Annotated in this window: 8 protein-coding genes; 4 read left to right on the plus strand and 4 right to left on the minus strand. The window is 67.8% G+C overall.

Annotation, left to right across the window (positions count from 1 at the left end; translation table 11 throughout):
* Positions 1-95: 95 nt before the first annotated feature.
* A complete protein-coding gene (locus AACH00_RS11940; protein ID WP_341399364.1) occupies positions 96-1,073 on the minus strand; it encodes a GMP reductase in 978 nt (325 codons plus the stop codon).
* Between the two features lie 256 nt (positions 1,074-1,329).
* On the opposite strand from AACH00_RS11940, the gene AACH00_RS11945 reads away from it, so the two are divergent.
* The 3 genes from AACH00_RS11945 (at position 1,330) to AACH00_RS11955 (ending at position 8,023) form a co-directional block, all read left to right on the plus strand.
* Positions 1,330-3,741 (plus strand): UvrD-helicase domain-containing protein, encoded by a 2,412-nt coding sequence (locus AACH00_RS11945; RefSeq protein WP_423221925.1) that lies wholly within the window; start codon positions 1,330-1,332, stop codon positions 3,739-3,741.
* 104 nt (positions 3,742-3,845) lie between these two features.
* Positions 3,846-5,915, plus strand: coding sequence for a GGDEF domain-containing protein (locus AACH00_RS11950; RefSeq protein WP_341399365.1), 2,070 nt, complete (start codon positions 3,846-3,848; stop codon positions 5,913-5,915).
* Positions 5,912-8,023, plus strand: coding sequence for a tetratricopeptide repeat-containing diguanylate cyclase (locus tag AACH00_RS11955; protein ID WP_341399366.1), 2,112 nt, complete (start codon positions 5,912-5,914; stop codon positions 8,021-8,023). Before AACH00_RS11950 ends, AACH00_RS11955 begins: the two co-directional genes overlap by 4 nt.
* 22 nt (positions 8,024-8,045) lie before the next feature.
* Here AACH00_RS11955 and AACH00_RS11960 read toward each other — a convergent pair whose 3' ends face one another.
* The 3 genes from AACH00_RS11960 to AACH00_RS11970 are packed head-to-tail and all read right to left on the minus strand — an operon-like array spanning position 8,046 to position 10,241.
* Positions 8,046-8,870 (minus strand): BPSS1780 family membrane protein, encoded by an 825-nt coding sequence (locus AACH00_RS11960; RefSeq protein WP_341399367.1) that lies wholly within the window; start codon positions 8,868-8,870, stop codon positions 8,046-8,048.
* A gap of 13 nt (positions 8,871-8,883) precedes the next feature.
* Positions 8,884-9,852, minus strand: a complete 969-nt coding sequence (locus AACH00_RS11965) for a homoserine kinase (protein ID WP_341399368.1) — start codon at positions 9,850-9,852, stop codon at positions 8,884-8,886.
* An 11-nt stretch (positions 9,853-9,863) separates the two neighbouring features.
* A complete protein-coding gene (locus tag AACH00_RS11970; protein ID WP_341399369.1) occupies positions 9,864-10,241 on the minus strand; it encodes a hypothetical protein in 378 nt (125 codons plus the stop codon).
* A 122-nt stretch (positions 10,242-10,363) separates the two neighbouring features.
* Here AACH00_RS11970 and polA point away from each other — a divergent pair, with 122 nt between their 5' ends.
* Complete coding sequence (gene polA / locus AACH00_RS11975; protein ID WP_341399370.1) at positions 10,364-13,159, plus strand: DNA polymerase I; 2,796 nt, start codon at positions 10,364-10,366, stop codon at positions 13,157-13,159.
* The last annotated feature ends 17 nt before the right edge of the window (positions 13,160-13,176 follow it).

Here is a 13,176-nt window from a genome sequence, read left to right on the forward strand (position 1 = left end):
GTGCGGCAGGTGTCGATTGCACCCGTGTTGGGCCTGCATGTTAGTGCAGGCCCGACCGCCTCATTTTCAGGGTTGCCCCGGCGTCTTGCAGCGGCTTACATCAGCAGGTGTTCGCCGGCGTTTTCGCCGCCCAGGATCACGTAGTTCACGCGGCGCAGATCGTTCAGCTGGCGACCACCGGCATAGCTGATCGAGCTCTGCAGGTCTTCCTGCATCTCGCGCAGCGTGTCACCCAGCTTGCCCTTGACGGGTTCGAGGATGCGCTTGCCTTCCACGTGCTTGTACTCGCCCTTGTTGAAGTCGCTGGCGGAGCCGTAGTACTCCTTGTAGAGCTTGCCATCGACTTCCACGGTGGCGCCGGGTGATTCTTCATGGCCGGCGAACAGCGAGCCCACCATCACCATGGCCGCGCCGAAACGCACGCTCTTGGCGATGTCGCCGTGGTGCCGGATGCCCCCGTCGGCAATGATGGGCTTCGTGGCCACGCGGGCACACCACTTCAGCGCGCTGAGCTGCCAGCCGCCGGTGCCGAAGCCGGTCTTCAGGCGGGTGATGCAGACCTTGCCCGGGCCGATGCCGACCTTGGTCGCGTCAGCGCCCCAGTTTTCCAGGTCGATCACGCCTTCAGGCGTGCCCACGTTGCCGGCGATGACGAAGGTGTTCGGCAGGCGCTGCTTGATGTAGGCGATCATCTGGCGCACGCTTTCGGCGTGGCCGTGCGCGATGTCGATGGTGATGTAGTCGGCGCCGACACCTTCGGCCGCCAGGCGGTCGATCACGTCACGGTCGGCGGGCTTCACGCCCGAGCTGATCGACACATACAGGCCCAGGTCGCGCATGCGCTTGGCGTAGGCCACGTTGTCGAGGTCGAAGCGGTGCATCACGTAAAAATAGCCGTTGGCGGCCATCCATTCGGTGATGCGCTCGTCCACCACGGTCTTCATGTTGGCCGGCACGACCGGCAACTTGAAACGGCGGCCGCCGAAGTCGACGCCGGTATCGCACTCGGCGCGGCTCTCCACTCGGCATTGGCGGGGCAACAACAGGACGTTGTCGTAGTCAAAGATTTCCATCTCACAGGCTCCAGTGAAAACACTGGCGGCGCGTTGAACGCAGTGCGCCGCCGCAGGGCTGCGAGCGCTTGACCTGTGCCCGGTGAGGTGCCGCAGAAGCCACCCAGGGGCGGGTGGAGCAGGCACAAAAAACCGGGCGACAGAATTTGGGCCCGGTGACTGATTCTACGCATCTTCGCCGCCGCTCACTCCAGCCAGCGAAGTACCCGTGCGTGAAGACCGTCACGGAGGGCGCCGGGGTCCCTAAAATGGATGGATGCACACCCCGCCCCTTTCCGACGCTGCCGGCTTTCCCCTGATGGGCGACGGCAGCGCCCTGCTGCGAGGGTTGAACCCCGAGCAATACGCTGCTGTCACGCTCCCGGCCGAAGCGGCCCTGATCCTTGCGGGCGCCGGCTCCGGCAAGACACGCGTCCTCACCACCCGCATCGCCTGGCTGCTGCAGACCTCGCAGGTCTCCATCGGTGGCGTCATGGCCGTCACCTTCACCAACAAGGCGGCCAAGGAAATGCTGACCCGCCTGTCGGCCATGCTGCCGGTGAATGTGCGCGGCATGTGGATCGGCACGTTCCATGGCCTGTGCAACCGCTTCCTGCGTGCGCACTGGAAGCAGGCCGGCCTGCCGCAGAGCTTCCAGATCCTGGATGCCGGCGACACCCTGAGCGCCGTCAAGCGCGTCATCAAGGCGCTGAAGCTCGATGAAGAGCGCTTCGTGCCCAAGCAGGTGAACTGGTTCATTGCTGGCGCCAAGGAGAACGGCCAGCGTCCGAAGGACGTGCCGGTGCACGACGGCCAGACCCAGACCATGGTCGAGATCTACCAGGCCTACGAAGACCAGTGTCAGCGTGAAGGCGTGGTCGACTTCGCCGAGCTGATGCTGCGCACCTATGAGCTGATGCGCGACGACGCCGCGCTGCGCGAGCACTACCGCCGCCGCTTCCGCCACATCCTGGTCGACGAGTTCCAGGACACGAACCGACTGCAATACGCCTGGCTGAAGATGTTTGCCGCGCCCGACGCCTCGGTGCTGGCCGTGGGCGACGATGACCAGAGCATCTACGCTTTCCGCGGCGCGCAGGTGGGCAACATGGCCGACTTCGAGCGCGAGTTCCGCGTCAAGCAGGTCATCAAGCTGGAGCGCAACTACCGCAGCTTCGGCAACATCCTTGATTCCGCCAACCACCTGATCGGCCACAACAGCCGGCGCCTGGGCAAGACGCTGCGCACCGAGGCCGGGCCGGGTGAGCCGGTGCGGGTGCAGGAAAACGCGAGCGACTTCAGCGAGGCGCAGTGGATCCTCGAAGAGGCCCAGCAGCTGCACCGCTCAGGCGTGGCGCGCAAGGAAATCGCGCTGCTGTACCGCAGCAATGCGCAGTCGCGGGTGATCGAGTCGGCGCTGTTCAATGCCGGCATTCCGTACCGCGTGTATGGCGGCTTGCGCTTCTTCGAGCGTGCTGAAGTCAAGCATGCGCTGGCTTATCTGCGCCTGATCGAGAACTGCAACGACGACACCAGCTACCTGCGGGTGGTGAACTTCCCGACCCGTGGCATCGGTGCCCGCACGCTGGAGCAACTGCAGGACGCTGCCCGCCAGACCGGCCGCAGCCTGTGGCAAAGCGTGGGCGCGGTGGGTGGCAAGGGCGGCGCCAACCTGGTGGCCTTCAATGGGCTGATCGACGGCATGCGCAACGCCACGCTGGGCCTGACGCTGCGAGAGATCATCGAGCACATGCTGGAGCGCTCCGGCCTGATCGACTTCTACCGCACCGAAAAAGAAGGCGCCGACCGGATCGAGAATCTGGAAGAACTGGTGAATGCAGCCGAGGCCTTCGTCACCCAGGAAGGTTTTGGCAAGGACGCCGTGGCCTTGCCGGTGGACGAGTTTGGCCCGGGCCAGTTGTCAGACGGCGCAGCCGCCGGCCTGCCGAACGCCGTGGCCGCGGTCGACCTGACCCCGGACGCCGAAACCGGCGAGATCATGAGCCCGCTGGCCGCCTTCCTGACGCACGCCGCGCTGGAAGCCGGTGACAACCAGGCGCAGGCCGGCCAGGACGCCATCCAGCTGATGACCGTGCACTCGGCCAAGGGCCTGGAGTTTGATGCGGTGTTCATCACGGGCCTGGAAGAAGGCCTGTTCCCGCATGAAAACGCGATGTCGGATGCCGACGGGCTGGAGGAAGAGCGCCGCCTGATGTACGTGGCCATCACCCGTGCCCGCCAGCGCCTGTACCTGAGCTTCTGCCAGACGCGCATGCTGCACGGGCAGACCCGCTACAACGTCAAGAGCCGCTTCTTCGATGAACTGCCCGAATCTGCCCTGAAGTGGCTGACGCCGCGCAACCAGGGCTTTGGCTCAGGCTTTGCACGGGAGTACCAGCAGGCCTGGGAGCGCGGCAGCGGCTTGAACTCGGTGGTGGGTGCAGGGCGCAACAACGGCTGGCAGCCGCCGGCCCCGCCGCCTGTCCCCGCAGCCATGGTGGCAGCGCAGGCCAAGGCGTCAGGCCATGGGCTGAAGGTGGGGCAGGGCGTGTTCCACAACAAGTTCGGCGAAGGCGTGGTCATCACGCTCGAAGGCACGGGCGAGGACGCCCGCGCGCAGGTTCGTTTCGGCCGTCATGGTCCGAAGTGGCTGGCGCTGTCCATCGCCAAGTTGACGCTGGTCGACTGAGCTTGATGCCTGCTTTGGCCCGCATGCCGTTTGGGCACCTTCAGCAGCGCCTGCGCGACCGGTGCGCGCGGAGCGCTGCGTTGCTGGCGGCCTTGTTGGTGTCCGTGGCAAGTTCTGCCGTGTCCGGCGCAGCACCGGCTGCGGCGCCGTCCCTGGCTCGTGCGCAGGCCCCGGCGTCCGCCGTGGTGGCTGTTGCGGCCGACGAAGTCGACACGATCGAGCGCCGGGCACGGGCCAATCCGATGGAAGTGGCGGCTGCCTTGCCGCAGCGCCTGCAATCCGGCGCGCCGCTGACCGACAGCCAGCGGGTGGCCCTGCTGCGCCTGCTGGGCGAATTGCAGATCAAGCTGGAACAGCCGGCGAACGCCACGATGTCGGCGCTGGCGACGCTGGAAGCCGGGCGGGAAGTGCCCACCGCCGTGCGCGCCGATGCCCAGGCCAGCCGCGCCTGCGTGCAGGCCGACCAATTGCGCGCCAGCACCAACCAGACCCAGGCCCTGCGCCTGCAGGACGAAGCCCTGGAGGCGGTCGCCCGTGGCCAGCTCCTGCAGGTGCGCCTGTATTGCCTGGCGGTCTTCGGCGGCATCAATGACAGCCTGGGCCGATTCGGTGAGTCGGTTCGGCTCTACCAGCTGGCGCTGGGCGCCGCTGACCGTGAACCGACGCAGTGGCGCCGCACGCCGCTGCGCTCGTCGCTGGCTTACGCGCTGGCACGTGCCGGTGAAGTGGAGCGTGCGACACAGCTGATCGACGAGGCGCTGTCGATTGGTCAGGCTGCACAGGATTGGTTGTCTCTTTCCCAGGTGCAGGCCGTTCGCAGCATTCTGCTGACGGACAGCCCGTCGCCGGGCCTGGGGGATGGCATTGCCGGCGCTGGCGCCGTGCGCAGCGCCGAGCTGGCCGCGCTGGAAAGTGCCCTCAACCACGCACAGCAGGCCGGTGCCGCGCGTGAAGAGGCGCTGGGCCTGGCCAACCTGGCCGACTACTACCTGCGTCGGGCTGATTACGCCCGCGCCAAGGCCCTGCTGGAGCAGGCGCTGCCGCTGGCACGCGCCCAGCGCTATGCCACCGCAGAGCGCCTGGCCCGTCAGAACCTGGGCCTGGCGCTGATTGCTTCGCGCCAGAAAGACAAGGGCCTGCCGCTGGTGCAGGCCGAGCTCGACCGCATGCACGCGGCCGACGAAATCGTGGACGAATCGGACGCCCTGCGCGAGCTGGGCAAGTACCTCGAACTGGGCGGCTATACCGCCGATGCGCTGGCGGTCTATCGCAAGGAGCGAGACCTGTCGTACGAGGCCTACCGCCGTGACCAGCAGCGGGTGTTGCTGGAGCTCCAGGCTTCGTTCGAGGCGGACAAGCGGCGGCATGAGAAGGCCGTGCTGCTCGACGAAAACCAGCTCAAGGCCGAAACCCTGCGCCAGCGTGACCTGCAACTGCGCGAATGGGCCCTGGCCGGTGGTGTGCTGCTGTTCAGCTTCGGCTGGCTCAGCCTGGGCTACCGCCGCATGCGCCGCACCCAGCGTGCGCTGCACCACAACAACCAGCGCCTGCTGGAACAGAGCGAGCGGGACCCGTTGACCGGCCTCGGCAACCGCCGCCACTTCCAGCGACTGACCCATGACGGCGATCAGGCGCTGCCGGTCTCTGGCAGCCTGTTCCTGATCGACATCGACCACTTCAAGCGCATCAACGACCTGCACGGCCATGCCGCCGGCGACGCTGTGCTGGCTGATGTGGCGCGACGCCTGCGAGCCGTGCTGCGCGAGGAGGACCATGTGCTGCGCTGGGGTGGCGAAGAGTTCCTTGTCGTGACCGGGCCGCGTCGCCGTGAGCAGACCGAAGCGCTGGCGCAGCGCTTGCTGGGCGCCATCGGCGCTGTGCCGATGCGACATGAAGGCCATTCCATGAACGTGACCGCCTCCATCGGTTTCGCCGACTTCCCGCTGCCGCCCGACGCCCCCACGCTGACGTGGGAGCAGGCCGTGAACCTGGTGGATGCCGCCATGTTCCTGGCCAAGGCCCAGGGCCGCAACCGGGCTTTCGGCATCCGGCATTTGCCGGTGAGTGACATGTTCGCGCTCGACAACGCCATGAGTGATCTGGCCGCCGCCTGGCAAAACGGCGAGGTCACGCTGACGCCCCTGTATGGCCCGGTGCAGGAGGTGGCGACATGAGTGAACCCTTTGCTCTGACGCTGCGCCTGGTCAGTCGCCGCCTGCGCCGGTGCGCGGTGTTGCCGGTCGGTGTGGCACTGGCCATCGGCCTGATGGCGGGTCGATCTGAGGCCGGCCTGGTAGACCTGACCAAGTTGCGCCTGCCGGACACCCACGCCGAGTTGCAAGCCAAGCTGGTCGACCTCGAGTTTGAAGGTGACGACCAGGCGGTGGCCGTGCTGGCCTGGCTGGACCAGGTGCCGGCGCCGCAAGGCGTTTCTGCCGCGGTGTGGCAACGCCTGCGCTGGCGCACCAAGGGCTCGGTGGCGGCGCGTTCCGGTTTGACCGAGGAGGTGCAGCAGGCGCACAAGCGGCTGCTCGCCATCCAGACGGATGGTCAGCCGGACCCGCTGGCAGCCGCGGACGCCTTGATGGTGCTGGCCCAGTCGGACGAGCATCTCGGTCGCTTCGACGATGCGCTGCTCAATGCCCGCCGCGCTGCCGACGCTTATCAACGATTTTGTGAAGGCGCTCAGCCTCGCCCTGGTTGCGACTACCGCAGCCTGTGGCGGGTGCTGCGCATGCAGGGCAGCCGTGCGGAGGCCCGCGGCGCCCGGATCGAGGCCATCGACTTCCAGCAGCGCAGTCTTGACTTGGCCGTGCGCCATGCCGACAACCTGCTGCAGTCGCTGACCTTGAGCAACCTGGCGCTGTTGCACCAGGCCCAGGGCGACCCGGTGATGGCCCAGCGTGCGATGGCGCAGGCCGACACGCTTGGCCGTCTGGCGGGCCCCTTGGCCATCACCCGCGTGCGGGTGTCCCAATCCTGGCTGGCCACCAGCAAGGGCGAAGACGCGACGGCGCGGCGTTTCATGGAAGAGGCCCTGGCGCAGGCCCGTGCCGCCGGCATGGAGCGCCAGATGGCCCTGATCCGGGTGAACCTGGCTGACGCCTTGATGCGCAGTGGCCGCCCGCGCGAAGCGCTCCAGGCCATTGAGCAGGCGCTGCCCGTGCTGCGCCGCGTGCACGATGTGCGCAGCGAGCCCGTGCTGCTGCACAACGGCGGCTTGGCGCGGCTGGCGCTTGGCCAGGTGGCGGCGGGGCGTGCTGATCTGGAAGCCGCGCTGCGCCTGTGGCAGGCCGCTGGCGCCTGGGGGCGGATGCAGGAAGCCCTGCATGAGCATTCGGAAGCGCTGGCCGCGCGTGGCGAGGTGCATGCCTCGCTCGATCTGTACCACCGCGAACAGGCGCTGCGCGAGCAGATCCAGCAAAGCAACCGCGACGCGTTGCTGAAGCAGTTGCGTGAGCAGCAGCAGGCGCAGGCCGAGCAGCGCGAGCTCGAACTGCTGGCGCGTGACAACGCCCTCAAGGCCACCCAGCTCGACAACCAGAGCCTGCTCTATCGGGTGTGGGCCCTGGGCGTGCTGCTGCTGGTGCTGGCCAGCGCGGCCGTGGGCGTGCTGGTCAGCCGTGCGCGTGAGGCCAACCGTGCCCTGCGCCGCAGCGAGGTGCAACTGAAGCTGCAGAGCGAGCGTGACCCGCTGACCGGCCTGGCCAACCGCCGCCACCTGCGCGACATGCTGAAGGCGCGCGCCAACGGCCTGCCGCGTTTTGACGGCGCCTTGCTGCTGCTCGACCTCGACCACTTCAAGCGCGTCAACGACCGCCACGGCCACAACGCCGGTGATGCCGTGCTGGTGGAAGTGGCCCACCGCCTGGGCAAGGCCGTGCGTGAAGCCGATCTGGTGTGCCGCTGGGGCGGTGAGGAGTTTCTGGTCTTTGCGCCGCACCTGCATGGCGATGCGCTGGATGCCATGGCGCAGCGCCTGCTCGACGCTATTTCGGCGGAACCCGTGTTGTTGCCAGACGGCAGCAGCCTGCAGGTGACGGGCAGCCTGGGTTACGCGGCGTTCCCGCTGCCGCCGCACCAGGTGGCGGTGGGCTGGGAGCAGGCGCTGAACCTGGTCGACCTGGCCTTGTTCATCGGCAAGGACGCCGGGCGCGACCGCCGGGTGTGCATCCGCGACTGCCAGGCCCGCACGACCAGCGAGCTGGCGCAGATCGAGCAGGATGTAGCCGCGGCGCGTGCGCGTGGCCAGGTCACGATGGACGTGCGCAGCCGGGTTTGATCAAGCCCTGATCGGCGAGTTTTCAGACCTCGGTCTTCGGCGCTTCCGGCGGCTCCGTGCCTTCCGGTTGGCCGAAACAATCGCGGAAAGCGAAGTACAGCGAGACGTAACCCGCGCAGTTCACGCAGGTGGACACGCCGAGCAGCAGCATCATGCCGAAGCTGCCGCCCACGGCCTGTCCCAGCATGGCCGTGACCTGGCTCACCACCACCGTCAAGCCCAGCCACAGCCCGATGAACAAGGCGAACGGCGTGGCATTGCGCTTGATGGCCAGGGCGCTGGAAAACAGCGCCTGCGGCGGCGCCTGACCGACCCAGAACACAAGCGCGGGCGCGAAGCAGAACGGCAGGCTCACCAGCGCGATCAGACCGATGCGCCAGGCAATGCCGGCCACCAGGCCCGGCGCCTGCAGCAGCGTCTCCATCTCTTCCGGCGTCACCTGCTTGGCCATGCCGTCCATCAGCGCGGCCAGCGCGCCGCCGTCGACCCAGCGGCCAATCTGCAGGGCCACCATGCAGGCCACGCCGTACATCAGGCACAGCGTCAGCAGGCTGCGACGGCGGTTCAGATCGGGCGAGCGCCACGGGGCCAGGTAGGCGGCCAGGTCAGGCCGGTGCCCGCGCTGGCTGGCCATGGCTGCCAGCATGAAGGCCAGCAGCAGCAGCGGGGGCGTCATCATCATCAGCCACTCGCCCAGCAGCGGAATCAGCCCCATGCCGAGGTTCACCAGCAGGAACGTGCCGAACAGGCCGAAGTAGGGCAGCGGGTGCCGCATGAATTCCTGCAGGCCAAGCCGCACCCAGCGCAGGCCTTGCGAGGCGGAGACGGTCTTGAGGATCAGTGCCATGGGGGTACGAAGGTCATTGCGCAGGGTGCCACGGTTGTTCGATGCAGTCGCGCAGCACGCGCTCGAAATGCAGGGGGGGTTTGGGCGTCAGCAGACTGGCGTCGCGCGGCAGGTGCCAGTCACCCAGGCGTGAGAGCCAGAAGCGCAGCGCGCCCGCCCGGCGCAGGCCCGGCAGCAGGCGCAGCTCATCACCCGCCAGGGGGCGCACGGCCTGGTAGGCCTGCAACAGGGCCTCGGCGCGGGCCACGTCCAGCCGGCCGGTGTCCAGGTCGACGCACCAGTCGTTGATCACGACGCCGATGTCATAGGTGAAGGTGTCAACGCCCGCGAAGTAGAAGTCGAACACGCCGGAGAGCTGCTCGCGGCCCGGCAGGCCGTCAAACATCGCGTTGTCGCGGAACAGGTCGGCGTGCACGGCGCCGCGCGGCAGGGCGCGGTAGGCCGGGCTTTGCGCCAGGTGGTGCTGGAAGGCCATCTCGGCATCCAGCAGGGCGCCGGCCGAGTCATCAAGGTAAGGGCGCACCACGGGGGCGGCCTGCTCGCGCCAATCGATGTCGCGCAGGTTGGGCTGGTGCAGCGGGAAGCTTTCCACCGCCAGGTGCATGCGCGCCAGCACGCCGCCCAGCTGGGCGCAGTGGTGCAGGTCGGGGGCGTCGAGGCTCTCGCCCTTCAGCCGGTTCACCACGGCCGCAGGCTTGCCGCCCAGGCTGTGCACCAGCTCACCCGCCGGGTTGCCGCGCGGCTCGGGCACGGGCAGGCCGGCGCGGGCCAGGTGCTGCATCAGGTGCAGGTAGAAAGGCAGCTGGTCGGCGCGCAGGCGCTCGAACAGCGTCAGCACCCACTCGCCGCTGGAGGTGGTGAGGAAATAGTTGGTGTTCTCGATGCCGCTGCTGATCGGGCGCAGCGCCAGCACCTCACCCAGACCCAGCGCAGCCGCCAGCTCACCTGCCTGAGAGGCATTCACTTCGGTATAGACCGCCATGGTGTGCCTGTTCAGAAGCCGATGTTCAGCCAGACGCGTTGTCCGGCCTTGGGGTCCTGGGCCGTTGGGCGGCCTGGCGTGGGGGTGGCGATCTCGTAGGCGGGCATGCCCTTGATCTTCGGCTGCACGGTGAGCTTACGCGTCGCGCCGCCCACCCGGGTTTCGTCGATCCGGACCTGGTCGTCTTCGGTGGTTTGTTGCAGCACCTGGGGCTCGATCGGGAAATCAGCCGGCTTGGCGTCGGGCGCACGCAGCGCCACGGCATGGGCCGCCGGGAGCGTCAGGCTGCAAATGGCCAGGGCCAGACAGGTGGCCAGCAGATGGAGCAAACCAGAGGGCAAAGCAGGGCGCAGCGACGAGGGTGCGCGGGACCGGGAAACAGCGTTCATCTCCTGATTTTACGGATGCGGCGAGGGCCTGGCCGAAAAAGCCGCTGAGTCGAGCCGCTGTCGGGGCTTCCGGGCGGGCTGGCGGGCCTGAAGAGAAGCCTTTCCCGGCACAATCGCGCCCCATGAGCGAGACCCTGACCACGACCGTGTCTGACAAAACCATGCTGCTGGTGGATGGCTCCAGCTATCTCTACCGGGCTTACCACGCCATGCCGGACCTGCGTGGCCCGGGCGGCGTGCCGACCGGTGCCATCCACGGCATGGTGGCGATGATGCGGCGCCTGCGCGACCAGATCGGCGCCGAGCATGCCGTGTGCGTGTTCGACGCCAAGGGCCCGACCTTCCGTGACGAGTGGTACCCCGCCTACAAGGCCCAGCGCGCGCCGATGCCTGATGACCTGCGCGCGCAGATCGCACCGATCCACGAGGTGGTGCGCCTGCTCGGCTGGCCGGTGCTGGAAGTGCCCGGCATCGAGGCAGACGACGCCATCGGGACGCTGGCCCGGGTGGCCGAGGCCAGCGGGCGCCGCGTGGTGATTTCCACCGGTGACAAGGACCTGGCCCAACTGGTGACCCCGCACGTCACGCTCATCAACACCATGAGCAACGAGACGCTGGACGTGGTCGGCGTGGAAGCCAAGTTCGGCGTGCCACCGAACCGCATCATCGATTACCTGACCTTGATCGGCGACACGGTCGACAACGTGCCGGGCGTTGAAAAGGTCGGCCCCAAGACCGCCGTGAAGTGGCTGGCCGAACACGGCAGTCTGGATGGCGTGATGGCTGCGGCCGACAGCATCAAGGGCGTGGCCGGCGAAAACCTGCGCAAGGCCCTGGACTGGCTGCCGCAGGGCCGCCGCCTGATCACCGTGGTGACCGACTGCGACCTCAGCGCCCACGTGAGCAACTGGCCGACGCTCGACAGCCTGGCCTTGCTGGAGACTGACCGCCCGGGTCTGCTCGACTTCTTCGGCCGCTACGGCTTCAAGACCTGGCGGCGTGACTTGGAAACCGAGCTGGGCGTGCCTGCGGCGACGGAAGCCACCGCCCCTGGCGAGACGCCCGGCCTGTTTGACGCCGCGCCGCTGCCGGCTGCCGTCACCCAGCCGCTGGCCCGCGAATATGACTGCGTCACCACGCTGCCGCAGCTGGACGCTTGGCTGGACAAGCTGCGCGCCGCACCGCTGGTGGCCATCGACACCGAAACCGATTCGCTCGACGCGATGCTAGCCCGCATCGTCGGCATCAGCTTCGCCGTGGAGCCTGGCCGCGCGGCTTATGTGCCCACCGGCCACGACTACCCCGGCGCGCCGGAGCAATTGCCGCTGGCGCTGGTGCTGGAGCGCCTGCGCCCCTGGCTGGAGGATGCCAGCGCCCACAAGCTGGGCCAGCACATCAAGTACGACCTGCATGTGTTTGCCAACCACGGCATCACGGTGCGTGGTTATGTGCATGACACGCTGCTTGAAAGTTACGTGCTGGAGGCCCACAAGCCACACGGCCTGGAGAGCCTCGCCGAGCGCCACCTCGGCCGCCGTGGCCTGAGTTATGAAGAGCTGTGCGGCAAGGGCGTGAACCAGATTGGCTTTTCGCAGGTGGATGTGGAACGCGCCACCACCTACAGCGGTGAAGACAGCGAGATGTGCCTGCAGGTGCACCAGGTGCTGTGGCCGCAGATCGAGGCTGACGCCGGCCTGCGCCGCGTGTACGAAGAGATCGAGATGCCCGTGGCCGTCATCCTGGAGCGCATCGAGCGCACCGGGGTGCTGATCGACGCCAGCCGCCTGGCCGGGCAGAGCCAGCAGCTGGCGCTGCGCATGGTGTCGCTGGAGCAGGAGGCCTACGCCATCGCGGGCCAGCCCTTCAACATGGGCTCGCCCAAGCAGGTCGGTGAAATTTTGTTCGGCAAGCTGGGTTTGCCGGTGAAGAAGAAGACCGCCAGCGGCGCGCCGTCGACCGACGAGGAAGTGCTGCAGGAGCTGGCCGCCGATTACCCGCTGCCGGCCAAGCTGCTGGAGCACCGCAGCCTGGCCAAGCTCAAGGGTACCTACACCGACAAGCTGCCGCTGATGATCAACCCGGCGGACGGCCGGGTGCACACCAACTACGCGCAGGCCGTGGCCGTGACCGGCCGCCTGTCGAGCAACGACCCCAACCTGCAGAACATCCCCATCCGCACGGCCGAAGGCCGCAAGGTGCGCGAGGCCTTCATTGCGCCGCCGGGCCATGTCATCGTCAGCGCTGACTACTCGCAGATCGAGCTGCGCATCATGGCCCACATCAGCGGTGACCCCGGCCTGACCCGCGCCTTCGCGGAAGGGCAGGACGTGCACCGCGCCACCGCCTCAGAGGTGTTCGGCATTCCGCCGGCTGAGGTGACGAGCGAGCAGCGCCGCTATGCCAAGACCATCAACTTCGGCTTGATCTACGGCATGGGCGCGTTCGGCCTGGCGCAAAGCCTGGGCATTGATCAGAAGGCGGCGAAGAACTACATCGACCGCTACTTTGACCGTTTCGCCGGCGTGAAGCGCTACATGGATGAAACCCGCGCGCTGGCCGCCGAGCGTGGCTACGTGGAAACCGTGTTTGGCCGTCGCCTGTGGCTGCCGGAAATCAAGGGCGGCAACGGCCCGCGCCGTGCAGGTGCCGAGCGCCAGGCCATCAATGCGCCGATGCAGGGCACGGCGGCCGACCTGATCAAGCTGGCGATGATCGCCGTGCAGGCTGCGCTGGACACCGCGCAGCGCGCCAGCCGCATGGTGATGCAGGTGCACGACGAACTGGTGATGGAAGTGCCCGAGGCGGAGCTGCCCTGGGTGCGCGAAGCCTTGCCGCGCCTCATGGCTGGTGTGGCCGACCTGAGCGTGCCCTTGCTGGCCGAGGTGGGCGTGGGCGCCAACTGGGACGAGGCGCATTGAGCGCTTTACTTCGCGGT

The sequence above is a fragment of the Ideonella margarita genome, assembly GCF_038066635.1.
Lineage (GTDB): Bacteria > Pseudomonadota > Gammaproteobacteria > Burkholderiales > Burkholderiaceae_C > Ideonella > Ideonella margarita.